The following is a 23,497-nucleotide window of genomic DNA, read 5'->3' as shown; positions in this document are numbered from 1 at the left end:
GGGTGTGTTGCAGGAGCGGGCTTGCCCCGCGATGGCTGAAGCTGTCGCGAGGCAGGCCCGCTTTTGCGATGGGGGGCTGAAAATTTTTCCTCTCAAGCCTTGTAATCGATTTTGGCGGCCTCATGTATGTGGTCACCGCAAGGTTTCTGGTGGCAACACCAGACATGACACAGGTGGTTCGCCATTTGCGGGCCATCCCCGGCAACGCCGGATCGAATCAACCCGCCGGTGCTGGCACCGGCCGATGAAAACCACAATTTGGGAGAGATCGACAATGAAACTTCGTCCTCTGCATGACCGCGTCGTCATCCGTCGCAGCGAAGAAGAATCGAAAACCGCTGGCGGTATCGTCCTGCCGGGTTCGGCCGCTGAAAAACCAAACCGCGGTGAAGTCGTTGCGGTAGGTACCGGTCGCATCCTGGACAACGGCGAAGTACGTGCGCTGGCCGTGAAAGTGGGTGACAAAGTGGTTTTCGGCCCTTACTCGGGCAGCAACACCGTGAAAGTCGATGGCGAAGACCTGCTGGTCATGGCCGAGAACGAAATCCTCGCCGTCATCGAAGGCTGATTCCCCGACTTCCCGTTACTCCAAAGAATTCCAAGGATTAAACGATCATGGCTGCTAAAGACGTAAAATTCGGCGATTCCGCTCGTAAGAAAATGCTGGTTGGTGTCAACGTTCTGGCTGACGCGGTAAAAGCGACCCTGGGCCCGAAAGGCCGTAACGTGGTTCTGGCCAAGAGCTTCGGCGCGCCGACCATCACCAAGGACGGTGTTTCCGTCGCCAAAGAAATCGAGCTGAAAGACGCCTTCGAGAACATGGGCGCCCAGTTGGTCAAGGAAGTTGCTTCCAAGGCCAATGACGCTGCCGGTGACGGCACCACCACCGCCACCGTTCTGGCCCAGGCCATCGTCAACGAAGGCCTGAAGGCCGTCGCTGCCGGCATGAACCCGATGGACCTCAAGCGCGGCATCGACAAGGCCACCGCTGCCGTTGTCGCCGAGCTGAAGAACCTGTCCAAGCCATGCGCCGACTCCAAGGCCATCGCCCAGGTAGGTACCATCTCCGCCAACTCCGACAACTCCATCGGTGAAATCATCGCCGAAGCCATGGAAAAAGTCGGTAAAGAAGGCGTGATCACCGTTGAGGAAGGCTCGGGCCTGGAAAACGAACTGTCTGTCGTCGAAGGCATGCAGTTCGACCGTGGCTACCTGTCGCCGTACTTCGTCAACAAGCCGGATACCATGGTGGCTGAGCTTGAAGGCGCGCTGCTGCTGCTGGTCGACAAAAAGATCTCCAATATCCGTGAGCTGCTGCCGGTACTGGAAGCTGTAGCCAAAGCCGGTCGTCCGCTGCTGATCGTTGCCGAGGACGTCGAGGGTGAGGCCCTGGCTACCCTGGTGGTCAACAACATGCGTGGCATCGTCAAGGTCGCCGCAGTCAAGGCACCAGGCTTCGGCGATCGCCGCAAGGCAATGCTGCAGGACATCGCTGTCCTGACTGGCGGCACCGTGATTTCCGAAGAGATCGGCCTGTCCCTGGAAACCGCCACCCTGGAGCACCTGGGTAACGCCAAGCGCGTCATCCTTTCCAAGGAAAACACCACCATCATCGACGGTGCTGGCGAAGAGTCCGACATCCAGGCGCGCGTTACCCAGATCCGTGCCCAGGTTGCCGACACTACCTCGGACTACGACCGTGAGAAGTTGCAAGAGCGTCTGGCCAAGCTGGCTGGCGGTGTTGCCGTGATCAAGGTCGGTGCAGGCACCGAAGTCGAGATGAAAGAGAAGAAGGCTCGCGTTGAAGACGCCCTGCACGCTACCCGTGCAGCCGTTGAAGAAGGCGTGGTGCCTGGCGGCGGTGTTGCCCTGGTTCGCGCCCTGGCGGCCATCGTTGACCTCAAAGGTGACAACGAAGACCAGAACGTCGGTATTGCCCTGCTGCGTCGCGCAGTCGAAGCGCCGCTTCGCCAGATCACTGCCAACGCCGGCGACGAGCCAAGTGTTGTCGCTGACAAGGTCAAGCAAGGTTCGGGCAACTACGGTTACAACGCCGCTACCGGCGAGTACGGCGACATGATCGAGATGGGCATCCTGGACCCAGCCAAGGTCACCCGTTCGGCCCTGCAAGCCGCAGCTTCGATCGGCGGTCTGATGATCACCACCGAGGCCATGGTTGCCGACCTGCCGGAAGACAAGCCAGCTGCTGGCATGCCTGACATGGGTGGCATGGGTGGCATGGGCGGCATGATGTAAGCCAGCCTTACCCCCGGTACCAAGAAGAAGCCCCGGTTCGTGAGAACCGGGGCTTCTTCGTTTTCCTTGTCCCTGCCAGGGATCAGGCTGCGCTGCGCTCGACAGCAGGTAGCTTGGTCGTCGCGTGGCGATACAGAATCAGGTAGTACGACCCCAGCCCGATCAGCCAGCAGAACACCGCTGTCCACACGTTGTGTGACAGGAAATGCGCGCCCTGCATCATCCGCCCGATCGACAGCACCGACCCGGCGACGAAGGCCACTGCCAGCGCGACCCGGGCCAGACGTGGCTTGCGGTCACGCAGCATGAAGAACTGGCCGAACAGGCAGAACCCGGTCGCCGCATGCCCACCGGGCCAGCACAGGCCAGGCTTGTCGGTGGCCGGACGGGCTTCGAGCAACTTGCTGTAGGTCTCCTTGCCACCGAACTGCGTCAAGCTCCAGGGGCACTGTACCTGGGTAACCTTCTTAAGTGGCGTGACGAAGGCCGTCGACAGCGCCAGCGCCAGTACCAGGCAGCCTAGCTCGCGGCGCCAGCCCGCCACTCGGTTCCAGAAGAAGCTCAGGGCGAACCCGGTCAATGCCAGCAGACCGAACAGGATCACACCCTGCTTGACGCGGTCATGCAGGATGTTTTCCAGCAGATAGCTGTGGCGGCCAATGAATCCGCCGGCGGTCGGTTCGTAGAACAGGTTGGCAAGGTCCATGTCCAGCGAAGTCCATTCCAGCAAAACAAGGGTCACGACAGTGATAAACGGGATGCCCAGGTAAAGCCATGGGTTGATCGGACGAGGGGAGACGCTAGCCTGCATGGTGACTCCAGAGGGTGGACGAGACGGTGCATTGTCCTCGGGCCGCTATCCTGTGTCCGTGAATGATCGGTGAAAAAACTGTCAAGGCCGGTGTTTTAGCTTCAGGGCATGGCACCATGCGCGCAATGGCCGTAAGCTGCGCCTGCCGCGCCCGGCGAAGCGCCGCAAAGGAGATCTTGATGCGCATTCTTTTGGTTGAAGACAACCGCGATATTCTGGCCAACCTGGCCGACTACCTCGGCATGAAGGGCTACACCGTCGACTGTGCCCAGGATGGCCTGTCTGGCCTGCACCTGGCCGCGACCGAACACTACGACCTGATTGTGCTCGACATCATGCTGCCGGGCATCGACGGTTACACGCTGTGCAAACGTCTGCGCGAGGATGCCCGCCGCGACACCCCGGTGATCATGCTCACCGCCCGCGACCAGCTGGACGACCGCCTGCAAGGCTTCCGCTCGGGCGCAGACGACTACCTGCTCAAGCCGTTTGCTTTGTCGGAGCTGGCCGCGCGCATCGAGGCAGTGCTGCGCCGTGCCCAGGGGGGCGGCCGGCGCACCTTGCAGGTGGTTGACCTGACCTACGACCTCGACACCCTCGAGGTGACCCGCCAGGGCCGTCTGCTCAAGCTCAACCCTGTCGGTCTGAAACTGCTGGCCGTACTCATGCAGAAGAGCCCCCATGTACTGCGCCGCGAAGTACTGGAAGAAGCCTTGTGGGGCGATGACTGCCCCGACAGCGACAGCCTGCGCAGCCACGTGCACCAGCTGCGCCAGGTGATTGACAAGCCTTTCGAAAAACCGTTGCTACATACCGTCCATGGCGTCGGCTATCGCCTCGCCGAGGGCCGTGATGGAGTTTAAGCAGAGCCTTGCCCAGCGCATCATCATCGCCTTTGCGCTGATGAGCGCGCTGGTGGCCGGGGCCTTTGCCTTCGGCATTGTCGCCACAGTGCACCTGGTTGAAGAGCGGTTGATCTCTTCGGTGCTCGGTGGCGACCTGCAACGCTTGCTGCGCATGGACAGCGTCAGCGACTGGAGCCACCGGCCGCGCCCCGACCAGTTGTTCTACTTCAGCGGCGGGCGCGACGATTTCGAACTACCCAAGGACCTGCGTCACCTGGATGCAGGTTTTCACGAGGTATTTCGTGATCAGCTCTCGTACCACGCGATGGTCGAGATCGTTGACGGCCGACGTTATGTGCTGCTGCAGGATCAGAGCGACTTCGAAGAGCGCGAGCGAGTGTTGTTCGCCGTTGTCGTGGTCGGTTTCGTGCTCAGCCTGGCCCTTGCGGTGATTCTCGGCTGGCTGCTGGCGCGACGTGTGATGGCACCGGTGATCCGTCTGGCGCGCCAGGTCCGCCACCGTGACCAGTTGCTGGGATTGGCGCCGCCATTGGCACCGGATTATGCGGCGGACGAGGTCGGCCAGTTGGCCGTCGCTTTCGACGATACCCTGGGCCGCCTGCGTGATGCGTTGACCCGTGAGCGCTTGTTCACCAGTGATGTCAGCCACGAGCTGCGAACGCCGCTGATGGTCCTGGCCACTTCGTGCGAGCTGTTGATGGAAAACCCCAATCTCGAACCCCGTGCTCGCAGCCATGTCGAGCGTATCGTCCGGGCGACCGAGGAGATGCGCGAATTGGTCAAGACTTTCCTGATGCTCGCCAGGGCGCAGCGAGACGAGGGCGCTGTGGCCTCACGGGCGTCGCTGCGCGAGGTAGGTGATGACTTGATCGGCGTTTGGCGCGACACCATCGAACAGAAGGGACTGGCGCTGTATTACGACGGCCGGGTAAGCGCCAGCCCGGTGCTGTACAACGCTACATTCCTGCAGTCGGTGATGGGCAACCTGTTGCGCAATGCCGCCCACTACACCGATAGCGGTTATATCCGTCTCAGCCTGGAGGCCAATGGCTTCAGCGTGGAAGATAGTGGGGTAGGAATCCCTGAGGAGCAGCGCGAAGCGATGTTCCGGCCCTTCGTGCGAGGCGACGAGCGTCGGGGCGAAGGGTTGGGGCTAGGCCTTTCACTGGTGCAGCGCATCTGTGACGACCAGGGCTGGCGCGTGACCCTGACGACAACGCTGCCCCATGGTTGCCGTTTCCGGGTCGACCTGAGCCAGGGAGCCCCACTGCCGCCGGGATCCGACGGGATATTGGATCCGGATTAACTTCCGGTAACACCTGCTGATTTTTCCTACGGATTTTTCACATAGGCATGACCTGACGCCAACGTCCGCCTGCATAAGGTGGGCGCACTGGAGTCAGGAGATGCCCAATGCGTAGCCCCATCAAACTCGAATTCTCGGAAAAATACGACCGGGATCATGCTCGTCAGTATTTTCTCAAGCACCAGGATGGCCTGGCTCGGCGCCTTTCCCACCAGCGCGACGAACAACTGGCACGACGAGCCCTGGCGCTTGCCGGCGAGCCGGGGCTGGTGCTCGATCTGCCCTGTGGTGCAGGACGGTTCTGGCCTTTGCTGGCGGAAAAAGCCAACCGGGTCATCATCGGGGCAGATAATTCTGCCGCGATGATTGAGACAGCCTGTGCGGCACAACCGCCAGAGATCGTCAAGCGGGTACGGCCCTTGCAGACTTCCGCCTTTGCGATCGATCTGCCGGACAACGCGGTGGACAGCATTTTCTGCATGCGCCTGTTCCATCACATAGGTGATCCCGCGCATCGAAAGAAAATTCTCTCTGAATTTCAAAGGGTTAGCCGCGATAGTGTGATTTTGTCGTTGTGGGTGGACGGCAATTTCAAAGCTTGGCGTCGGCGCAAGCTTGAGGCTCGGCGCAGCCTCCGGGCTGCGCAGGACAGCTACCAAAATCGATTTGTGTTACCTGCGGCTACAGTGGAAGAAGAGTTTTCCTCAGCAGGCTTCAGAATCCAGGAACGTCTCGACTTTCTGCCGTTCTATGCCATGTGGCGAGTTTACGTATTGCGCAAGGGGTAAAGGGTCATGGCGGTAGCGCAGCATCAATCCAGACAGTTCGATTTTTACTGGCAGCAGCAAGGGGAATGGGTCGAGGAACCCAACCAGCGGCGTGGCGGCGAGAGCGGCGTGCAACGACTGAGTGATGACCACGGCCACATGCTGTATGCGAAACGCCAGGTCGGGCATATCTACCGCAGCCTTCTGCATCCCTTCGGGCGCCCCACGGTGTTGCGCGAACTTGATGCGTTGCACAGTTTCGAGCAACTGGGCGTGCGGGTACCCCGTATCGTCTATGCAGGTGCCGAGCGTGACGCCGATCACCAGTGGCGTGCGTTGCTGGTCAGTGAAGCCCTAGACGGCTTTGTCGATCTTGACACCTGGCATGCCTCGGGGGCTCGCGAGCGATACCCACAGGCAGTGCAAGAGCGCATGTTCAAGGACCTGGCCGACAATCTGGCGCGCATGCACCTGGGCCATTGGCAGCATGGTTGCCTGTATGGCAAGCATGTGTTCGTCAAGGTATATGGCGAAGGCGAGCAGGCCCGGGTGGAGGTCGCATTGCTGGATTTGGAGAAATGCCGTCGGCGCATCAGTTGCCAGCGGGCGGCGTACAACGACCTGCGTCAATTGCGTCGCCACTCGTCGTTCAGTGAAGCGGAGTGGCAAACCTTGCTCTACTTTTACCAAATGGCGTTTGGCAGCGCTGTCAAAGGTTTAGGGCAATGAAACTAGAAATCGCTCGAGCTTTGTTCCTGGTTGCGGCGTTAGCGGTGACTACCGCAGCGGCGGCGGCCTGGGAGCAACCGCGGCCCATGGTGTTCAGCAAGGCCGGGAAGGGTGGGCAGTGCCCGTTGCCTCGTGTGGTGAAGGCTGACCAGGCGCAGGCTCAGCCAGATCATGATCTTTTACTGTTTCTGTTCGGAATGAGCCAGGGCCTGCGGCCGGTTGGTTGAGGCAGGTCGTCTTGACGGGCGCCAGGGGATCTCCATGAGCCTCTGGCGTTTCGCCGTTTAATCCGCGGTACTCGCCTGATAGCTGTCGATCACTTCCTGCGCCGCGCGAAACGCATCGATCGCCGCCGGCACCCCTGCATACACCGCGCAATGCAGCAACGCCTCGCGAATCTCCTCGACCGTGCAGCCATTGTTCAACGCCCCACGTACGTGGCCCTTGAGTTCCTGCGGGCACTTGAGCGCGGTCAGAGTGGCCAGGGTGATCAGGCTGCGGGTCTTCAGCGGCAACCCGTCGCGGGCCCAGACGCTGCCCCATGCATGTTCGTTGACGAAGTCCTGCAGCGGTTGGGTGAACGCCGTTGCGTTGCCCAGGGCGCGATCGACGAACGCATCGCCCATCACCTGGCGGCGAATACGTTCACCCGTCTGTTTCGTGTCGGCCATGTTGTTTTCCTTAGTGTTGGCGGCGCCAGGCGCGGATCGTCGTGTAAAGCAGCACGACCCCGAGCACCGGCATTACATAGAACAGCATCAGTTGTTCGAGGCGTCCGGCCAATGGCAGGCCGGTGGTGAAGGTCACCACGTGCAGGCCGTAGGCCAGGTAAAGACACAGGAATACCAGGCCTTCGGCGCGGGTTACCCGGTAGCCTGAATAGAATACTGGCAGGCACAGCGCGGCGACGCCGAGCATCACCGGCAGGTCGAAGTCCAGTGCATTGGGTGAAATCGACAAGGGAGCGGGTGCGGTCACTGCCGTCAGCCCCAGCACCGCCAGCAGGTTGAATAGGTTGCTGCCGATCACCGTGCCCACGGCGATCTCCCGTTCGCCACGCAGGGCCGCGATCAGCGCGGCGGCCAGTTCCGGCAGCGAGGTGCATACCGCAACCACGGTCAGGCCGATGATGCGTTCGGACAGGCCCAGGTCGGTCGCCACCTCGACGGCTGCCTCCAGTACCAGGTAACCCGCCAGGCTCAGCAGCCCCAGCCCCAGGAGAATCTGCAGCAGTGCCCCGCTCCAGAAGCGCAGCGGGCTGGCGTGCTTGGTGCATGGCGCCGGGTAGGTGCGGGCGTAGTGGCGCGACTGATGCCAGAGCATGGCCAGGTAACCGGTCAACCCGAGCAGTAGCAGGCCGCCTTCGAGCCGCCCCAGTTCACCGTTGAGCGCGAGCAGGTATACCAGGGCGCTGGCGAGGATCATCAATGGGATATCCAGGCGCACCAGCTGGCGTGACACACGCAGCGGAATGATCAGTGCGGCAAGGCCCAGGATCACCAGCACGTTGAAGATGTTGCTGCCCACGACGCTGCCCACAGCGACATCCGGCGCGCCCTGGTAGGCGGCTTGCAGGCTCACGGTCAGCTGTGGCGCCGTACTGCCGAAGGCGACCAGGCTCAGGCCGATGATCAGAGGGCGCACGTGCAGGCGGCTGGCCAGGCGCAGAGCGGCGCGTACCAGTAGCTCGGCACCAAAGATCATCAGCAGCAGGCCCAGGCCCAGTTGCAGCAGGCTGAAGGCGGGGAGGGTGGCCAGGTCGAAAATGGCGAGGGCTCCAGTCAGGTCAATCGCTCAGACCTTGTACCCGGACTCGCGCGGTTCCGCTACGGAGCATGTCGATTTTTTCTGCGGCGGCGCGTGAAAGGTCGATCAGCCGGCCGCGGGTGTGCGGGCCACGGTCGTTGATGCGTACCACAACGCTGCGCTGGTTGGCCAGGTTGGTGACCAGCACACGGCTGCCAAAGGGCAGGCTGCGGTGGGCGGCGGTGAGGCCATACTGGTTGAAGGGCTCGCCGCTGGCAGTGCGTTTGCCATGGTGGCGTGAACCGTAATAGGAGGCGGTGCCGGTTTCGTTGTAACCGCGGGGGTCGATGTCGTGGCTGGCGCAGCCGGCCAGGACGGAGAAGAGGGTGAGGGTGGTGAGGGATCGTTTTAGCAAGTCGGACACTCCGGTGTTGCCGCAGACGATCGCGGTGCAAGCCCGCTCCCACGACAGATCGTGGGAACGGCGGTGCGCCGATGCGACTTGCACCGCGATTGGGGTCACCCTTCGAGCTTGGCCTTGAGCAATTGGTTCACTTGCCCCGGGTTGGCCTTGCCTTTCGACGCTTTCATCGCCTGGCCGACGAAAAAGCCGAACATCTTGCCGCGCTTGGCTTCATCGGCGGCGCGGTATTGTTCGACCTGTTCGGCGTTGGCGGCGAGCATCTCGTCGAGCATCTTGTCGATCGCGCCGGTATCGGTGACCTGCTTGAGGCCGCGGCTTTCGATGATGCTGTCGGCATCGCCTTCGCCCGCGGCCATGGCCTCGAACACGGTCTTGGCGATCTTGCCGCTGATGGTGTTGTCACGGATGCGCAACAGCATGCCGCCGAGGTATTCGGCACTGACCGGCGACTGGTCAATCTCGACGCCGAGCTTGTTCAGCAGGCTGCCCAGCTCCACCATCACCCAGTTGGCGGCCAGCTTGGCATCGCCGCCGATCTTCACCACCTGTTCGAAGTAGTCTGCCTGCTCGCGGCTGGAGGCCAGCACGTTGGCGTCATAGGCCGACAGGCCGTACTGGCTCTGGAAGCGCTCGACCTTTTGTGGTGGCAGCTCCGGCAGGGCGGCGCGCACGCTGTCGAGGAAGCCTGGCTCGATGACCACCGGCAGCAGGTCCGGGTCGGGGAAGTAACGGTAGTCGTTGGCTTCCTCCTTGCTGCGCATGGAGCGGGTCTCGTCCTTGTTCGGGTCGTACAGGCGGGTTTCCTGCACCACCTTGCCGCCGTCCTCGATCAGGTCGATCTGGCGCTGGATCTCGCTGTTGATCGCACGTTCGATGAAGCGGAACGAGTTGACGTTCTTGATCTCGCAGCGGGTGCCGAACTCGGTCTGGCCCTTCGGCCGGATCGACACGTTGCAGTCGCAGCGCAGCGAACCTTCGGCCATGTTGCCATCGCAGATGCCCAGGTAGCGCACCAGGGCGTGGATGGCCTTGACGTAGGCCACGGCTTCCTTGGCGCTGCGCATGTCCGGTTCGGAGACGATCTCCAGCAGCGGGGTGCCGGCGCGGTTCAGGTCGATGCCGGTGGCGCCGTTGAAGTCTTCGTGCAGGCTCTTGCCGGCATCTTCTTCAAGGTGCGCGCGGGTCACGCCGATGCGCTTGATGGTGCCGTCTTCCAGGGCGATGTCCAGGTGGCCCTTGCCGACGATCGGCAGGTCCATCTGGCTGATCTGGTAGCCCTTGGGCAGGTCGGGGTAGAAGTAGTTCTTGCGCGCGAACACGTTGCGCGGCCCGATCTCGGCATCGATCGCCAGGCCAAACATGCACGCCATGCGCACGGCCTCCTGGTTGAGCACCGGCAGCACGCCAGGCATCCCCAGGTCGACCAGGCTGGCCTGGGTGTTCGGCTCGGAGCCGAAGGTGGTGGCGCTGCCGGAGAAGATCTTCGACTGGGTGGCGAGCTGGGTATGAATCTCCAGCCCGATCACAACTTCCCATTGCATGTGTGAACTCCTCAGAAGCCGTTGGGGGCGCGGGTGTGCCAGTCGGTGACTTGCTGGTAACGGTGCGCGATGTTGAGCAGGCGGCCTTCCTGGAAGTACGGGGCCAGCAGTTGCACGCCCACCGGCAGGCCGTCGACGAAGCCGGCTGGCATCGACAGGCCCGGCAGGCCGGCCAGGTTGGCGGTGATGGTGTAGACGTCTTCGAGGTAGGCGGCGACCGGATCGCTGCTCTTGGCGCCAAGTTTCCAGGCCGGGTTCGGCGTGGTCGGGCCGAGGATCACGTCGACGTCGGCGAACGCGGCCATGAAGTCGTTCTTGATCAGGCGGCGGATCTGTTGCGCCTTGACGTAGTAGGCGTCGTAGTAGCCGGCCGACAGGGCGTAGGTGCCGACCATGATGCGGCGTTGCACTTCCGCGCCGAAGCCTTCGCCACGGGAGCGTTTGTACAGGTCGGTCAGATCTTTCGGATCTTCACAGCGATGACCGAAGCGCACGCCGTCGAAGCGCGACAGGTTGGAGGAGGCTTCCGCCGGGGCGATCACGTAGTACGCCGGGATGGCATGCTGCATGTTCGGCAGGCTGATTTCCTTGACCACCGCGCCGAGCTTTTCCAGCTCCTTGACGCTGGCCTGAACCAGGTCGGCGATGCGCGGGTCGAGGCCGGCGCCGAAGTATTCCTTCGGCAGGCCGATGCGCAGGCCTTGCAGCGAGGCGTTCAGGTTGGCGCTGAAGTCCGGTACCGGCTCGTCGACCGAGGTAGAGTCCTTGGCGTCGAAGCCGGCCATGCCCTGCAGCAGCAGGGCGCAGTCTTCGGCGGTACGGGCCAGCGGGCCGCCCTGGTCGAGGCTCGAGGCGTAGGCGATCATGCCCCAGCGCGATACGCGGCCATAGGTCGGCTTGAGGCCGGTCAGGTTGGTGAAGGCTGCCGGCTGGCGGATCGAACCACCAGTGTCGGTACCGGTGGTGGCCGGCAGCAGGCGCGCGGCCACGGCGGCGGCCGAGCCGCCGGAGGAACCGCCGGGCACGTGCTCGAGGTTCCACGGGTTCTTCACCGCGCCGTAGTGGCTGGACTCGTTGGCCGAGCCCATGGCGAATTCGTCCATGTTGGTCTTGCCCAGGGTGACCATGCCGGCTTCGGCCAGCTTGGCGACCACGGTGGCGTCGTACGGGGCGGTGAAGCTGTCGAGCATCTTCGAGCCGCAGCTGGTGCGCACGCCGTTGGTGCAGAACAGGTCCTTGTGGGCGATCGGCGCACCGAGCAGCGCGCCGGTCTCACCAGAGGCACGGCGGGCGTCGGCGGCGCGCGCCTGGTCCAGGGCCTGTGCTTGGGTGACGGTGATGAAGCTGTTGAGCTGCGGGTCGAGCTGCTTGATGCGCGACAGCAGGGCACCGGTCAGTTCTTCCGAGGAGAACGACTTGTCGGCGAGACCGCGGGCGATTTCGGCCAGAGTGAGTTGATGCATGGCAGGCGCTATCCCTTAATCGATGACTTTCGGAACCAGGTACAGACCGTTTTCGGTCGACGGGGCGACGGCCTGGTAGCGGTCGCGCTGGTTGCTTTCGGTGACCTGGTCGGGGCGCAGGCGCTGGGTGGCTTCCAGCGGGTGGGCGAGGGGCTCGATGCCAGAGGTGTCGACGGCTTGCATCTGGTCGACCAGCCCGAGAATACTGTTCAAGGCATCGGTGATGCGTGGCAATTCGCCTTCATTCAGGCCCAGGCGGGCCAGATGGGCGATCTTTTCCACGTCGGAGCGTTGAAGCGCCATGGGGATCTCCAGGGAAACGAAAAACGGAATGGGTCCGCAGATGAGGAACATGCCGGCATTCTGGCGGTCAAAGGGCCGCGAACATCGGCAGGCATGCTCGGAAAAACAACCAATTTAACATATTGGCTCCTTGCCCAAAATCCCTGCCATTGCTAGAGTTTGCCGCACTTTTTTACCCACGCTTTCCCCAGGGTCACTTTCCCATGTTCAAGAAACTGCGTGGCATGTTTTCCAGCGATCTGTCCATCGACCTGGGTACTGCCAACACCCTTATCTACGTGCGTGAGCGCGGTATCGTCCTGAATGAGCCCTCGGTTGTTGCTATCCGTACCCACGGCAACCAGAAAAGCGTCGTCGCAGTCGGTACCGAAGCCAAGCGCATGCTGGGCCGCACCCCCGGCAACATTGCTGCCATTCGTCCGATGAAGGACGGCGTGATCGCCGACTTCAGCGTTTGCGAAAAGATGCTGCAGTACTTCATCAACAAGGTGCATGAGAACAGCTTCCTGCAGCCCAGCCCTCGTGTGCTGATCTGCGTGCCGTGCAAGTCGACCCAGGTCGAGCGCCGCGCCATCCGTGAATCGGCCCTCGGTGCCGGTGCCCGTGAAGTATTCCTGATCGAAGAACCCATGGCCGCCGCCATCGGTGCCGGCCTGCCGGTCGAAGAGGCCCGCGGCTCGATGGTCGTCGATATCGGTGGCGGTACCACCGAGATCGCCCTGATCTCGCTCAACGGCGTGGTCTACGCCGAATCCGTGCGCGTCGGCGGCGACCGCTTCGACGAAGCCATCGTCACATACGTGCGCCGCAACTACGGCAGCCTGATCGGCGAATCCACCGCCGAGCGCATCAAGCAGGAAATCGGTACCGCCTACCCGGGCGGCGAAGTGCGCGAAGTCGACGTCCGTGGCCGCAACCTGGCCGAAGGCGTGCCGCGTGCTTTCACCCTGAATTCCAACGAAGTGCTCGAGGCGCTGCAAGAATCGCTGGCGACCATCGTCCAGGCGGTCAAGAGCGCCCTGGAGCAGTCGCCGCCGGAGCTGGCCTCGGACATCGCCGAGCGCGGCCTGGTGCTGACCGGTGGTGGCGCGCTGCTGCGCGACCTGGACAAGCTGCTTGCCCAGGAAACCGGTCTGCCGGTGATCGTCGCCGAAGACCCGCTGACCTGCGTCGCCCGCGGCGGTGGCCGTGCCCTGGAGATGATGGACAAGCACGCCATGGACCTCCTCTCCAGCGAGTGATCGCTGAAGCAGTAGTGTATGTCCAGGTTTACAGGTGGCACGCACAGTGCTACCAGTAAGCGCTGTGCTGGCGCCCGCCCGGGCGCCTTTTCCGTCAACCGCAAGCAGGCCGGTGCATTGCCCCATGTCCAATGACCTCCTGAGTCGTCCACGAGGAACGGCCCATTAAACCGCTTTTCTCCAAGGGCCCCTCGCTGGGCGTTCGCCTGCTCGTGCTGGTCGTGCTGTCGGTCGCGCTGATGGTGGTCGACTCGCGCTTCGACCTGCTCAAGCCAGTGCGCAGCCAGATGGGCCTGGTGCTGATGGAATCCTACTGGATCACCGATCTGCCGCAGCGCACGTGGCAGGGCGTGGCTGGCCAGTTCGGCAGTCGCACCGAACTGATCGCCGAGAACGAGAAACTCAAGACCGAGGCCCTGCTGCTGCAGGGGCGCCTGCAGAAGCTGGCCGCCCTGACCGAGCAGAACGTGCGCCTGCGTGAGCTGCTCAACTCTTCGGCGCTGGTCAACGAGAAGGTCGAAGTTGCCGAGCTGATAGGTGTCGATCCCAATCCGTTCACCCACCGTATCCTGATCAACAAGGGCGAGCGCGATGGCGTTTTCCTCGGCCAGCCTGTGCTCGATGCCCGTGGCCTGATGGGCCAGGTGGTCGAGCTGATGCCGTACACCTCGCGGGTGCTGCTGCTCACCGACACCACCCATAGCATCCCGGTGCAGGTCAACCGCAACGGCCTGCGCGCCATCGCCAGTGGCACGGGTAACCCGGAGCGCCTGGAGCTGCGCCACGTGGCCGACACCGCCGACATCAAGGAAGGTGACCTGCTGGTCAGCTCCGGCATGGGCCAGCGCTTTCCGGCCGGCTATCCGGTGGCGACGGTCAATGAAGTGATTCATGACTCCGGACAGCCTTTCGCCATCGTCCGTGCCATCCCCACCGCCGCGCTCAACCGCAGTCGCTATATGCTGCTGGTGTTCAGCGACCGGCGCACGCCCGAGGAGCGCGCCACCGAGGCCGCGATCGCTCAGGAAGAAGCTGATCGCCAAGGGGCCAGCCACAACCAGGTGCCGGCCGCGCCAGCTCCCGCGGTACCGGCTGGCGCCCCCCAGCAACCACCTGGTTCGCCCTCCGCGACCCCAGCGCCGGCTGCAGGCACGGCGCCGGCCCAACCGGCCGCCGCGCCCGTCCAACCCCGGAGACAATAATGGCCAGCACCCGTAGCAGAAACGGCTGGGCCATCTGGCTGACCTTCGCCATTGGCCTGTTGCTCAGCGTTTCGCCCATGCCGCAGTTCATGGAAGTGTTCCGGCCGATGTGGCTGGCCCTGTTGCTGGCCTTTTGGACCCTTGCGGTACCGGGCAAGGTCGGTATGACCACCGCGTTCCTGCTGGGTTTGGCCGAGGATGTGCTGTATGGCACCCTGCTCGGCCAGAACGCCCTGATCCTTACCTTGATCACGTTCCTGGTGCTGTCATTGCAGCAGCGCCTGCGCATGTTCCCCATGTGGCAGCAGAGCCTGGTGATCCTGGTGATCTTCGGTATCGCCCAACTGATCCAGCTGTGGCTCAGCGCGCTGACCGGTAATCGCCTGCCGACCCTGGCCCTGGTCTGGTCGGCGGTGATCAGCGCCTTGCTTTGGCCGTGGGTCAGCTTTGCCCTGCGCGGCCTGCGCCATCGTCTGCATATCCACTGACGCGCCGCCACTGACAGGGAGATGTCCACATGACCCAGCTGTACCTGGCCTCCGGCTCGCCACGCCGCCGTGAACTGCTGACCCAGATCGGTGTGCCGTTCACAGTGGTCAGCGCGCCCATCGACGAAACCCCGTTGCCGGGCGAAGCGCCGGCGGCCTACGTCGAGCGCCTGGCCCAGGCAAAGGCGGTTGCGGGCTTCGCCCACACCGATGGCGCAGGGGTGGTATTGGGCGCCGACACCACCGTGGTGCTCGATGGCCAGATCCTTGGCAAGCCGGAGGAACGCGAGCAGGCGTTGGCCATGCTTGGCGACCTTTCCAAGCGCGAACACCAGGTGCTTACCGCCGTTGCGCTGACCGATGGCCAGCGCAGTATCAGCCGCTGCGTCAGCACCACCGTGCGCTTTCGCACCATCTCTTTCGAAGAGGCGCTGCGCTACTGGGACAGCGGCGAACCGCTCGACAAGGCCGGTGGCTATGCGATCCAGGGCTTGGGCGCGGTGTTCGTCAGCGGCATCGAGGGCAGCTACTCGGCCGTGGTCGGGCTGCCCCTGAGTGAAACCGCCGAACTGCTCGAGCAATTCGGCGTGCCATGTTGGCAACTGCAAGAGGGTTCCGCACAGCGCTAGCCAGCCACGCCGCAGCAATCCATCATTACCCCAGACCACTGACGAGAGCGCGCCATGAGTGAAGAGATCCTGATCAACATCACCCCGATGGAATCACGCGTGGCAGTGGTGGAGAACGGAGTCCTGCAGGAGGTGCACGTAGAGCGCACCCAGCGCCGTGGCATCGTCGGTAATATCTACAAAGGCAAGGTGGTGCGGGTGTTGCCGGGCATGCAGGCAGCCTTTGTCGATATCGGCCTGGAGCGGGCCGCGTTCATCCATGCCTCGGAGATTTCCCAGCGCGAAGGGTCTGCGGTGGAGACCATCACCGCACTGGTCCATGAGGGCCAGGCGCTGGTAGTGCAGGTCACCAAGGACCCCATAGGCAGCAAGGGCGCTCGCCTGACCACTCAGCTGTCTATTCCGTCCCGCTACCTGGTTTACATGCCGCGCAGCAGCCATGTCGGTATCTCCCTCAAGATCGAAGATGAAGCCGAGCGTGATCGCCTCAAGCAGGTGGTCACCGACAGCATGGCCCAGGAGGAGATGAAGGACGCCGGTGGCTTCATCCTGCGTACCGCGGCCGAGGGCGCACGTGCCGAGGATATCCTTCAGGACATCCGCTACCTGCGCCGCCTGTGGGAGCAGATCGGCTCGCAGATCAAGACCAGCGGAGCGCCCGTGGTCATCTATGAGGACCTCGGTCTGGCGCTGCGGACCCTGCGTGATCTGGTCAACCCGAAGATCGAGAAGATCCGCATCGACTCGCGGGAGACCTTCCAGAAGACCACCCAGTTCGTGGCCGAGTTGATGCCGGAAATCGCCGATCGCCTGGAGCATTACCCTGGCGAGCGGCCGATTTTCGACCTGTACGGCGTGGAAGACGAGATTCAGCGTGCGCTGGAGCGCAAGGTACCCCTCAAGTCCGGTGGCTATCTGGTGGTAGACCCGGCCGAGGCGATGACCACCATCGACGTCAACACTGGTGCGTTCGTCGGTCATCGCAACCTCGAAGAGACCATCTTCAAGACCAACCTCGAGGCGGCCACCGCGATTGCCCGGCAACTGCGCCTGCGCAACATCGGTGGGATCATCATCATCGACTTCATCGACATGGAGGACGAGGAGCACCAGCGCCAGGTCCTGCGTACCTTGGAGAAGCAGCTCGAGCGTGATCACGCCAAGACCAACATCATCGGCATCACCGAGCTGGGCCTGGTGCAGATGACGCGCAAGCGCACCCGGGAAAGTCTTGAGCAGGTGCTGTGCGAACCATGCGCGGCGTGTCAGGGGCGCGGCAAGCTGAAGACACCGGAGACGATCTGTTACGAAATTTTCCGCGAGATTCTTCGGGAAGCCCGTGCCTACCAGGCCGAGGGCTATCGTGTGCTGGCCAACCAGAAGGTCGTGGACCGCCTGCTCGACGAAGAGTCGGGCAATGTCGCCGAACTTGAAGCTTTCATCGGGCGAACCATCCGCTTCCAGGTGGAGTCCATGTATTCCCAGGAACAATACGATGTGGTGCTGCTCTGACCCTTTCTAACAGCGGTCGCCCCATGGATGGGCTGGCAAAGCGCTATACACCGGCCATAGTTAAGGGACGACTTGGAGGGCCTCGGCCATGGAACGTCTGACCCGCGTTCTGAGCGCCTTGACCCGCTGGGGGCTGGTTATCTGCGCCCTGCTGGCGGTGCTGGTGGCGCTGTATGTCAGCCTCGGTCGGCAACTGGTGCCTCTGGTCGCCGAATACCGTGCAGACGCCGAACTCAAGGCCGAACAGGCCTTGGGCATGCCCGTGCACGTCGGGGCGCTCGAGGGGCGCTGGAGCGGCCTGGCACCGATGCTGCGGGTGCGCGACCTGCAACTGGGCGAGGGGGCCACAGGGTTGCGTCTGGACGACGTCAAGCTGGTGCCTGACCTGTGGGCCAGTCTCAAGGCGCGTGAAGTGCGTCTGGCGCGGATCCAGCTCAGCGGCCTGCAATTGATCCTGCGTGAAAACCAGGAGGGTGTCTGGGCCCTTGAAGGCCTGCCGCAGCAGCAAGATGCTCCGCTTGACCCGGCGCAGGCACTCACGCGTCTGCGCCAACTTGGACGAGTCGATGTCTTCGACAGCCAGGTCACCCTGCATCCATGGCAGCGCGATCCCCTGACCCTTACCTACGTCAGCCTCGGCGTGCAGGCGGGGGCCTCACGCCAAAGCGTCGATCTGCGCGCCACGTTGCCCGACGGCCAGCCCCTGGCGATGAGCCTGAACAGCCGCGCCACAGCCAAGACCTGGCGCGACGGACGTGTACAAGCCTATCTCAGCCTGCCGCAGAGCGACTGGGCGCGTTGGTTGCCGCCGCGATTGCTAGGCCAATGGCAGGCCAGTGCCTTGCGTGCCGGTGGTGAGTTCTGGATCGACTGGAGTCAAGGGCAACTGCAACGGGCGATGGTTCGTCTCAATGCTCCGCAGCTCAAGGGGGCCTATACCGGGCGCAAGGCCATCACCGTGGACAACCTGGCGCTGTCGGCCTGGTTCCAGCGACAGGACCAGGGCTTTGACGTCGCTGTCGACTCTCTGGCCATGACGCTTGGCAAGGCGCGTTGGGAGTCGCACCTGCAACTGGCTCAGCGTCCGGGGCAGGGCCCAGCCGAGGAAAGCTGGCAAGTGCAGGCTGACCGGCTCGACCTGACACCGCTGACGCCGCTGATCGACGCCCTGGCGCCATTGCCGGACAAACTGATGACGGTGGTCGACGCGCTCAAGGTGACGGGTGCCCTGCGCAATGTGCGCCTGGACATCCGCCCCAAGGCCGAAGGTGACCAACGGCTGCAGTTCGCCGCCAATCTGGAAAAGGTCGGCTTCGATGCCTATCACGGCGCGCCTGCTGCCGGTAATGTCACCGGGGCGATCAGCGGTGACCTCGGGCAAGGCGAGCTACGCCTGGATACCCAGGCATTCATGCTGCACCTGTACCCGATTTTCGGCAAACCCTGGCATTACCCTAAAGCCAATGCCCGCCTCACTTGGACCCTGGACAAGGAGGCCTTCACCCTGGTCGCCCCCTATATCAAGGTGCTGGGCGACGAGGGCAAGATTGCCGCGGACTTTCTGATTCGTATCCACCTGCAGCCGGGCCATGAAGACTACATGGACCTGCGGGTAGGCCTCACCGAGGGCGACGGGCGCTACACCGCCAAGTATCTGCCCGAGGTGCTAAGCCCCGCTCTGGACGAATGGCTGCGCAGTGCCATCGTCAAGGGCAGCGTCGACGAGGGCTACTTCCAGTACCAGGGGTCACTGCATCATGATGCACCCCCTCACGCTCGCGATATCAGCCTGTTCTTCAAGGTGCATGACGCGGCGCTGGATTTCCAGCCGGGCTGGCCGCAGGTGCAACAGGTCGATGGCAATGTCTATATCGAAGATACCGGCGTGCGCATCCAGGCTCACAAAGGGTTGCTGCTGGACACCCAGGTCAGCGATGTCAGTGTCGACATCCCTCATGTGGAAGGTGGACAGCCCAGCCACCTGCTTTTGGAGGGTGATTTTGCGGGCAGCCTCGGCGACGGGCTGAAGATCCTCAAGCAAGCGCCTATCGGCACCGAGGAAATATTCGCCGGCTGGGAGGGCGAGGGGCCGCTCAAAGGCAAGGTCAAGCTCGATGTTCCTCTGGCTCACGGGCAGCGGCCCAAGGTGCTGGTGGATTTCGCGACTGCCGACGCCATCTTGAAAGTGGCGCCTCCGTCCCTGGAGCTGAGCCAGCTGAAGGGCAACTTCAGCTTCGATATCGACAAGGGCCTGAGCGGCAAGGACATCAGCCTGCACGCCTTCGGCAAACCGGTCAGTGCCCAGATCACCGCCGAAGGGCAGGGCCAGATCCAGACCCGGATCAATGCCAGTGGCCAGGTTGCCCTCAAGGCCCTGACCGACTGGTTGCAGTACACGCAGCCACTGCCAGCCTCGGGCGAGCTGCCGTATCAGTTGCAAGTAACACTGGGCAGCCGCGATAACCGCTTGATCGTGAATTCATCACTCAAGGGCCTCGCTATCGACCTGCCGGCGCCGTTTGGCAAAGCTGCCGGGGAGACGCGCGACAGCCGCTTCGGCCTGACCCTGCAGGGCCCCGAACGGCGTATTGATGGCAGCTACGCAGATCTGGCCCGTTTCGCTTATGCCGCCCCTGCGGACAGGCTGGCCCAGGGCCGTGGCGAGCTGTTGTTGGGCACAGGCGAGGCCAGTTTGCCGTCTGGCCAGGGCCTGAGGGTGCGTGGCCGGCTGGAGACACTGGACCTGGCCCCTTGGCAGCAACAGATGGAGCGCCTCGCCGGCAAGGATCCGGGCGGCAGTGCCCGGCAGAACTTGCAGAGCGTTGACCTGAGCATCGGCCAGCTCAAGGCATTCGGCATGGACCTCAACCAGGCAGTGATTCGCCTGCTGCGTGGCGGCCCAGCCTGGGACCTGCGCGTGGACAGCAGGGAGGTCATCGGCAACGCGCGTATTCCCGATGCCAAGACCGCGCCAATGTCCATCCGCCTGCAGAGCCTGCGCCTGCCGCCGGCCGACCCTAACGAAGCCCAGGCTGAGAATGCGCCTGACCCCCTGGCTGATGTCGATCCGCGCAAGGTGCCCGCGCTGGATCTGACCATCGACAAACTGTACCGCGGCGACGACCTGTTTGGCAGCGCTACGCTGAAGCTGCGCCAGGGAGCCCGGGGCATGCTGATGAGCGACATCGACCTGGACCTCAAGGGGCTGCATATCGACGGCACTGGTGGCTGGGAAGGCGAGCCGGGCAGTAGTTCGAGCTGGTACAAGGGGCGCATCGACGGCAAGGATCTCGGCGATGTCCTCAAGGCCTGGGGTTTCGCCCCTACGGTCACCAGCCGCGATTTCCGCATGGATGTGGATGGCCGCTGGCCAGGCTCGCCGGCCTGGGTAAGCCTCAATCGGTACTCCGGCAGCCTCGACGCTGCCCTGCGCAGCGGCCAGTTCGTGGAGGTCGAGGGCAGCGCCCAGGCTTTGCGGGTGTTCGGTCTGCTCAACTTCAATTCGATTGGCCGACGCCTGCGTCTGGACTTCTCCGACCTTTTCAGCAAAGGGCTGGCCTATGATCGGGTCAAAGGCTTGCTGGTAGCCAGCGAGGGGGTCTACGTGACGCGCAAGCCGATCACCGTCACCGGGCCCTCGAGCAACTTCGAGCTTGATGGCACCATGGATTTTGTCCGGGACCGGGTCGATGCCAACCTGCTGGTGACATTGCCTGTGACCAACAATCTTCCGCTCGCCGCATTGATTGTCGGCGCACCGGCGGTGGGTGGCGCGCTGTTCCTCGTTGATCGCCTGATCGGTGATCGGGTGGCGCGCTTCGCCAGCGTGCACTATCGCGTCGAAGGACCGGTCAAAGAGCCTAAAATCACCTTTGTGAAACCCTTTGATAAATAACCCAGGGGTGGTCATGACGTCAGCAGTGATCCAGATGGTCAGCCAGGACGATGTGCTGGCCAACCTGCAACGTGCCACGGTGCTGATCGAGCAGGCTGCCGCTGGTGGCGCGCGGCTGGCGGTGCTCCCGGAAAACTTCGCCGCCATGGGCCGGCGTGACGCCGCGGTCATTGGTCGGGCCGAGGCGCTGGGTGAGGGGCCGATCCTGCCATGGTTGAAACGCACCGCCCGCGACCACAGGTTATGGATAGTCGCGGGTACCTTGCCGTTGCCGCCGGCCGGTCAGCCTGAGGCCAAGGCTCATGCCTGCTCGCTGTTGATCGACGAGGATGGCGAGATCGCCGCTCGCTACGACAAGCTGCACCTGTTCGATGTGGACGTGGCCGATAACCGTGGCCGCTACCGCGAGTCGGACGATTATGCCCACGGCAGCCGGGTAGTGGTGGCCGACACACCGGTGGGCCGCCTGGGCCTGTCGGTGTGCTACGACCTGCGCTTCCCCGAGCTGTACAGCGCTTTGCGCGCCGCTGGGGCCGAACTGATCAGCGCGCCAGCGGCGTTCACCGCGGTGACCGGCGCCGCGCACTGGGAGGTGCTGATTCGCGCACGGGCCATCGAGACCCAGTGCTATGTACTGGCGGCCGCCCAGGGCGGCGTACATCCGGGGCCTCGGGAAACCCACGGCCAGGCGGCGATCGTTGATCCCTGGGGGCGGATCGTCGCGCAACAGGCGCGAGGCGAGGCGGTGTTGCTTGCCACGCGCGATATCGAAGAACAGGCGTCCATTCGGGCGCGCATGCCGGTTACAACACACCGGCGCTTTTTCTCGCAGGACGCCTTGCGGCCTGCGCATACCTCGGAGTGACTATGAGCCAGATGTTATCCACCGTCAGTGAGCAGCTCCTGGCCCCGGGCGGGTTGACCCTCGACAGCCTGCAGACGGTGCTGGGCGAGTTGGCCGGTCCCGGCATTGATGCCGCCGACCTGTATTTCCAGGGCCAGATCTCGGAAACTTGGGCACTGGAGGACGGTATCGTCAAAGAAGGCAGCTTCAACCTCGACCAGGGCGTTGGCGTGCGTGCCCAGTCCGGCGAGAAGACCGGGTTTGCCTATAGCAATGCGATCAACCTTGAAGCCCTGACGTCGGCGGCGCGTGCCGCCCGCTCGATCTCCCGCGCCGGGCAGAACGGCACTGTGCAAGCCTTCCGCAGCCAGGACGTGACCGCCCTGTACGCGCCTGACAACCTCCTGGATGTACTGACCCGCGCCGAGAAGGTCGAGCTGCTCAAGCGCGTCGATGCCGCCACCCGTGCCCTCGACTCGCGCATCCAGCAGGTCAGCGTGAGCATGGCTGGGGTGTGGGAGCGCATCCTGGTAGCTGCCGCCGATGGCAGCCTGGCCGCCGACGTGCGTCCTCTGGTGCGTTTCAACGTCAGCGTGATCGTCGAGCACAACGGACGTCGCGAACGTGGTGGGCAGGGCGGCGGTGGGCGCACCGACTATCGCTATTTCAGTGAAGAGCGGGTGATGGGCTACGCCCGTGAGGCGCTGCGCCAGGCGCTGGTCAACCTCGAGGCGATTCCCGCTCCGGCCGGCACGCTGCCGGTGGTGCTCGGCCCGGGTTGGTCGGGCGTGCTGCTGCACGAAGCGGTCGGCCACGGCCTGGAAGGCGACTTCAACCGCAAGGGCAGCTCGGCGTTCAGTGGTCGCATCGGTGAAAAGGTGGCTTCAAGCCTGTGCACTATCGTCGACGACGGCACGCTCGAAGGCCGTCGCGGCTCGCTCAGTGTCGATGACGAAGGCACGCCAACCGAGTGCACCACGCTGATCGAGAACGGCATCCTCAAGGGCTACATGCAGGACAAGCTCAATGCCCGCCTGATGGGCATGGCGGTAACTGGCAATGGCCGGCGCGAATCCTACGCGCACCTGCCGATGCCACGCATGACCAACACCTACATGCGTGCCGGGGACAGCGACCCGCAGGAGATCATCGCCTCGGTGAAGAAGGGCATCTACTGCGCCAACCTTGGCGGTGGCCAGGTGGACATCACCAGCGGCAAGTTCGTGTTCTCCACCAGTGAGGCCTATCTGATCGAGGACGGCAAGATCACCGCGCCAGTAAAAGGCGCGACCTTGATCGGCAATGGTCCGGAAGCGATGCGCGGTGTGTCGATGGTCGGCAACGACCTGGCGCTGGACAGCGGCGTGGGCACGTGCGGCAAGGATGGGCAGTCGGTGCCGGTGGGCGTTGGCCAGCCGACCCTGAAGCTGGATGCGATCACCGTCGGTGGTACCGGTGGGTGATGTTCAATCGC

General features: G+C 63.4%; 22 protein-coding genes. 15 read left to right on the top strand and 7 right to left on the bottom strand.

Features of this window, described 5'->3' with window-relative positions; genetic code table 11:
- The first annotated feature begins 274 nt into the window (after positions 1 to 274).
- Both OH705_RS25355 and groL read left to right on the top strand, forming a co-directional pair.
- Positions 275 to 568: a co-chaperone GroES gene (locus OH705_RS25355; RefSeq protein WP_003260750.1), complete on the top strand. Its 294-nt coding sequence runs from the start codon at positions 275 to 277 to the stop codon at positions 566 to 568.
- Between the two features lie 47 nt (positions 569 to 615).
- Positions 616 to 2,256 carry a chaperonin GroEL gene (groL, locus tag OH705_RS25350; RefSeq protein ID WP_023629770.1) on the top strand — a complete coding sequence of 547 codons (1,641 nt, stop codon included), beginning with the start codon at positions 616 to 618 and terminating at the stop codon, positions 2,254 to 2,256.
- Between the two features lie 82 nt (positions 2,257 to 2,338).
- Here groL and OH705_RS25345 read toward each other — a convergent pair whose 3' ends face one another.
- Positions 2,339 to 3,067: a phosphatase PAP2 family protein gene (locus OH705_RS25345; RefSeq protein WP_267303229.1), complete on the bottom strand. Its 729-nt coding sequence runs from the start codon at positions 3,065 to 3,067 to the stop codon at positions 2,339 to 2,341.
- A 179-nt stretch (positions 3,068 to 3,246) separates the two neighbouring features.
- Here OH705_RS25345 and colR point away from each other — a divergent pair, with 179 nt between their 5' ends.
- From colR to OH705_RS25320, 5 genes are all read left to right on the top strand, one after another.
- Complete coding sequence (gene colR / locus OH705_RS25340; RefSeq protein WP_023629768.1) at positions 3,247 to 3,930, top strand: two-component system response regulator ColR; 684 nt, start codon at positions 3,247 to 3,249, stop codon at positions 3,928 to 3,930.
- Complete coding sequence (locus OH705_RS25335; RefSeq protein ID WP_267303228.1) at positions 3,920 to 5,239, top strand: sensor histidine kinase; 1,320 nt, start codon at positions 3,920 to 3,922, stop codon at positions 5,237 to 5,239. Before colR ends, OH705_RS25335 begins: the two co-directional genes overlap by 11 nt.
- Positions 5,240 to 5,346: 107 nt before the next feature.
- Positions 5,347 to 6,027: a class I SAM-dependent methyltransferase gene (locus tag OH705_RS25330; RefSeq protein ID WP_267303227.1), complete on the top strand. Its 681-nt coding sequence runs from the start codon at positions 5,347 to 5,349 to the stop codon at positions 6,025 to 6,027.
- A gap of 6 nt (positions 6,028 to 6,033) precedes the next feature.
- Positions 6,034 to 6,735 carry a lipopolysaccharide kinase InaA family protein gene (locus OH705_RS25325; protein WP_023629765.1) on the top strand — a complete coding sequence of 234 codons (702 nt, stop codon included), beginning with the start codon at positions 6,034 to 6,036 and terminating at the stop codon, positions 6,733 to 6,735.
- A complete protein-coding gene (locus tag OH705_RS25320; RefSeq protein ID WP_267303226.1) occupies positions 6,732 to 6,962 on the top strand; it encodes a hypothetical protein in 231 nt (76 codons plus the stop codon). The genes OH705_RS25325 and OH705_RS25320 overlap by 4 nt, the downstream gene beginning before the upstream one ends.
- 57 nt (positions 6,963 to 7,019) lie before the next feature.
- Here the strand turns inward: OH705_RS25320 and OH705_RS25315 are convergent, their stop codons facing one another.
- The 6 genes from OH705_RS25315 to gatC form a co-directional block, all read right to left on the bottom strand.
- Positions 7,020 to 7,406, bottom strand: a complete 387-nt coding sequence (locus OH705_RS25315; protein WP_023629763.1) for a carboxymuconolactone decarboxylase family protein — start codon at positions 7,404 to 7,406, stop codon at positions 7,020 to 7,022.
- A 10-nt stretch (positions 7,407 to 7,416) separates the two neighbouring features.
- Positions 7,417 to 8,460 carry a calcium/sodium antiporter gene (locus tag OH705_RS25310; protein WP_038707423.1) on the bottom strand — a complete coding sequence of 348 codons (1,044 nt, stop codon included), beginning with the start codon at positions 8,458 to 8,460 and terminating at the stop codon, positions 7,417 to 7,419.
- 61 nt (positions 8,461 to 8,521) lie between these two features.
- Positions 8,522 to 8,896 (bottom strand): septal ring lytic transglycosylase RlpA family protein, encoded by a 375-nt coding sequence (locus OH705_RS25305; protein ID WP_267303225.1) that lies wholly within the window; start codon positions 8,894 to 8,896, stop codon positions 8,522 to 8,524.
- A 104-nt stretch (positions 8,897 to 9,000) separates the two neighbouring features.
- Positions 9,001 to 10,446 carry an Asp-tRNA(Asn)/Glu-tRNA(Gln) amidotransferase subunit GatB gene (gene gatB / locus OH705_RS25300; RefSeq protein ID WP_094010211.1) on the bottom strand — a complete coding sequence of 482 codons (1,446 nt, stop codon included), beginning with the start codon at positions 10,444 to 10,446 and terminating at the stop codon, positions 9,001 to 9,003.
- Positions 10,447 to 10,457: 11 nt separating this feature from the next.
- Positions 10,458 to 11,909, bottom strand: coding sequence for an Asp-tRNA(Asn)/Glu-tRNA(Gln) amidotransferase subunit GatA (gene gatA / locus OH705_RS25295; RefSeq protein ID WP_094010210.1), 1,452 nt, complete (start codon positions 11,907 to 11,909; stop codon positions 10,458 to 10,460).
- Between the two features lie 15 nt (positions 11,910 to 11,924).
- Positions 11,925 to 12,212, bottom strand: coding sequence for an Asp-tRNA(Asn)/Glu-tRNA(Gln) amidotransferase subunit GatC (gatC, locus tag OH705_RS25290; RefSeq protein ID WP_023631156.1), 288 nt, complete (start codon positions 12,210 to 12,212; stop codon positions 11,925 to 11,927).
- A 203-nt stretch (positions 12,213 to 12,415) separates the two neighbouring features.
- Between gatC and mreB the strand changes: the two genes are divergently transcribed.
- The 8 genes from mreB (at position 12,416) to tldD (ending at position 23,486) form a co-directional block, all read left to right on the top strand.
- Positions 12,416 to 13,453, top strand: coding sequence for a rod shape-determining protein MreB (mreB, locus tag OH705_RS25285; RefSeq protein ID WP_003255163.1), 1,038 nt, complete (start codon positions 12,416 to 12,418; stop codon positions 13,451 to 13,453).
- A gap of 212 nt (positions 13,454 to 13,665) precedes the next feature.
- The gene (gene mreC, locus OH705_RS25280) at positions 13,666 to 14,655 is read left to right on the top strand and encodes a rod shape-determining protein MreC (RefSeq protein ID WP_416383592.1); all 990 of its coding nucleotides are present in this window, start codon (positions 13,666 to 13,668) and stop codon (positions 14,653 to 14,655) included.
- Positions 14,655 to 15,143 (top strand): rod shape-determining protein MreD, encoded by a 489-nt coding sequence (gene mreD / locus OH705_RS25275; RefSeq protein WP_023630854.1) that lies wholly within the window; start codon positions 14,655 to 14,657, stop codon positions 15,141 to 15,143. Before mreC ends, mreD begins: the two co-directional genes overlap by 1 nt.
- A gap of 29 nt (positions 15,144 to 15,172) precedes the next feature.
- A complete protein-coding gene (locus tag OH705_RS25270; protein WP_104444475.1) occupies positions 15,173 to 15,772 on the top strand; it encodes a Maf family protein in 600 nt (199 codons plus the stop codon).
- A 54-nt stretch (positions 15,773 to 15,826) separates the two neighbouring features.
- Positions 15,827 to 17,284, top strand: coding sequence for a ribonuclease G (rng, locus tag OH705_RS25265; protein WP_023630855.1), 1,458 nt, complete (start codon positions 15,827 to 15,829; stop codon positions 17,282 to 17,284).
- A gap of 88 nt (positions 17,285 to 17,372) precedes the next feature.
- Positions 17,373 to 21,179, top strand: coding sequence for a YhdP family protein (locus OH705_RS25260; RefSeq protein ID WP_094010206.1), 3,807 nt, complete (start codon positions 17,373 to 17,375; stop codon positions 21,177 to 21,179).
- A 13-nt stretch (positions 21,180 to 21,192) separates the two neighbouring features.
- The gene (locus tag OH705_RS25255; protein ID WP_104444473.1) at positions 21,193 to 22,044 is read left to right on the top strand and encodes a carbon-nitrogen hydrolase family protein; all 852 of its coding nucleotides are present in this window, start codon (positions 21,193 to 21,195) and stop codon (positions 22,042 to 22,044) included.
- A 2-nt stretch (positions 22,045 to 22,046) separates the two neighbouring features.
- Positions 22,047 to 23,486, top strand: coding sequence for a metalloprotease TldD (gene tldD / locus OH705_RS25250; RefSeq protein ID WP_267303224.1), 1,440 nt, complete (start codon positions 22,047 to 22,049; stop codon positions 23,484 to 23,486).
- The last annotated feature ends 11 nt before the right edge of the window (positions 23,487 to 23,497 follow it).

The organism is Pseudomonas sp. BJa3 (assembly GCF_026343815.1).
GTDB lineage: Bacteria > Pseudomonadota > Gammaproteobacteria > Pseudomonadales > Pseudomonadaceae > Aquipseudomonas > Aquipseudomonas soli.
This window is presented reverse-complemented; position numbering and strand designations above follow the sequence as displayed.

What these genes read in the sequence shown, in the direction of transcription:
- mreD (WP_023630854.1), top strand. Translation starts at nt 14,655, where the DNA reads ATGGCCAGCACCCGTAGCAGAAACGGCTGGGCCATCTGGCTGACCTTC.
- gatA (WP_094010210.1), bottom strand. Translation starts at nt 11,909, where the DNA reads ATGCATCAACTCACTCTGGCCGAAATCGCCCGCGGTCTCGCCGACAAG.
- OH705_RS25320 (WP_267303226.1), top strand. Translation starts at nt 6,732, where the DNA reads ATGAAACTAGAAATCGCTCGAGCTTTGTTCCTGGTTGCGGCGTTAGCG.
- gatC (WP_023631156.1), bottom strand. Translation starts at nt 12,212, where the DNA reads ATGGCGCTTCAACGCTCCGACGTGGAAAAGATCGCCCATCTGGCCCGC.
- OH705_RS25355 (WP_003260750.1), top strand. Translation starts at nt 275, where the DNA reads ATGAAACTTCGTCCTCTGCATGACCGCGTCGTCATCCGTCGCAGCGAA.
- colR (WP_023629768.1), top strand. Translation starts at nt 3,247, where the DNA reads ATGCGCATTCTTTTGGTTGAAGACAACCGCGATATTCTGGCCAACCTG.
- mreB (WP_003255163.1), top strand. Translation starts at nt 12,416, where the DNA reads ATGTTCAAGAAACTGCGTGGCATGTTTTCCAGCGATCTGTCCATCGAC.
- OH705_RS25325 (WP_023629765.1), top strand. Translation starts at nt 6,034, where the DNA reads ATGGCGGTAGCGCAGCATCAATCCAGACAGTTCGATTTTTACTGGCAG.
- rng (WP_023630855.1), top strand. Translation starts at nt 15,827, where the DNA reads ATGAGTGAAGAGATCCTGATCAACATCACCCCGATGGAATCACGCGTG.
- gatB (WP_094010211.1), bottom strand. Translation starts at nt 10,446, where the DNA reads ATGCAATGGGAAGTTGTGATCGGGCTGGAGATTCATACCCAGCTCGCC.
- OH705_RS25255 (WP_104444473.1), top strand. Translation starts at nt 21,193, where the DNA reads ATGACGTCAGCAGTGATCCAGATGGTCAGCCAGGACGATGTGCTGGCC.
- OH705_RS25335 (WP_267303228.1), top strand. Translation starts at nt 3,920, where the DNA reads ATGGAGTTTAAGCAGAGCCTTGCCCAGCGCATCATCATCGCCTTTGCG.
- groL (WP_023629770.1), top strand. Translation starts at nt 616, where the DNA reads ATGGCTGCTAAAGACGTAAAATTCGGCGATTCCGCTCGTAAGAAAATG.
- OH705_RS25260 (WP_094010206.1), top strand. Translation starts at nt 17,373, where the DNA reads ATGGAACGTCTGACCCGCGTTCTGAGCGCCTTGACCCGCTGGGGGCTG.
- OH705_RS25330 (WP_267303227.1), top strand. Translation starts at nt 5,347, where the DNA reads ATGCGTAGCCCCATCAAACTCGAATTCTCGGAAAAATACGACCGGGAT.
- tldD (WP_267303224.1), top strand. Translation starts at nt 22,047, where the DNA reads ATGAGCCAGATGTTATCCACCGTCAGTGAGCAGCTCCTGGCCCCGGGC.
- OH705_RS25345 (WP_267303229.1), bottom strand. Translation starts at nt 3,067, where the DNA reads ATGCAGGCTAGCGTCTCCCCTCGTCCGATCAACCCATGGCTTTACCTG.
- OH705_RS25315 (WP_023629763.1), bottom strand. Translation starts at nt 7,406, where the DNA reads ATGGCCGACACGAAACAGACGGGTGAACGTATTCGCCGCCAGGTGATG.
- OH705_RS25270 (WP_104444475.1), top strand. Translation starts at nt 15,173, where the DNA reads ATGACCCAGCTGTACCTGGCCTCCGGCTCGCCACGCCGCCGTGAACTG.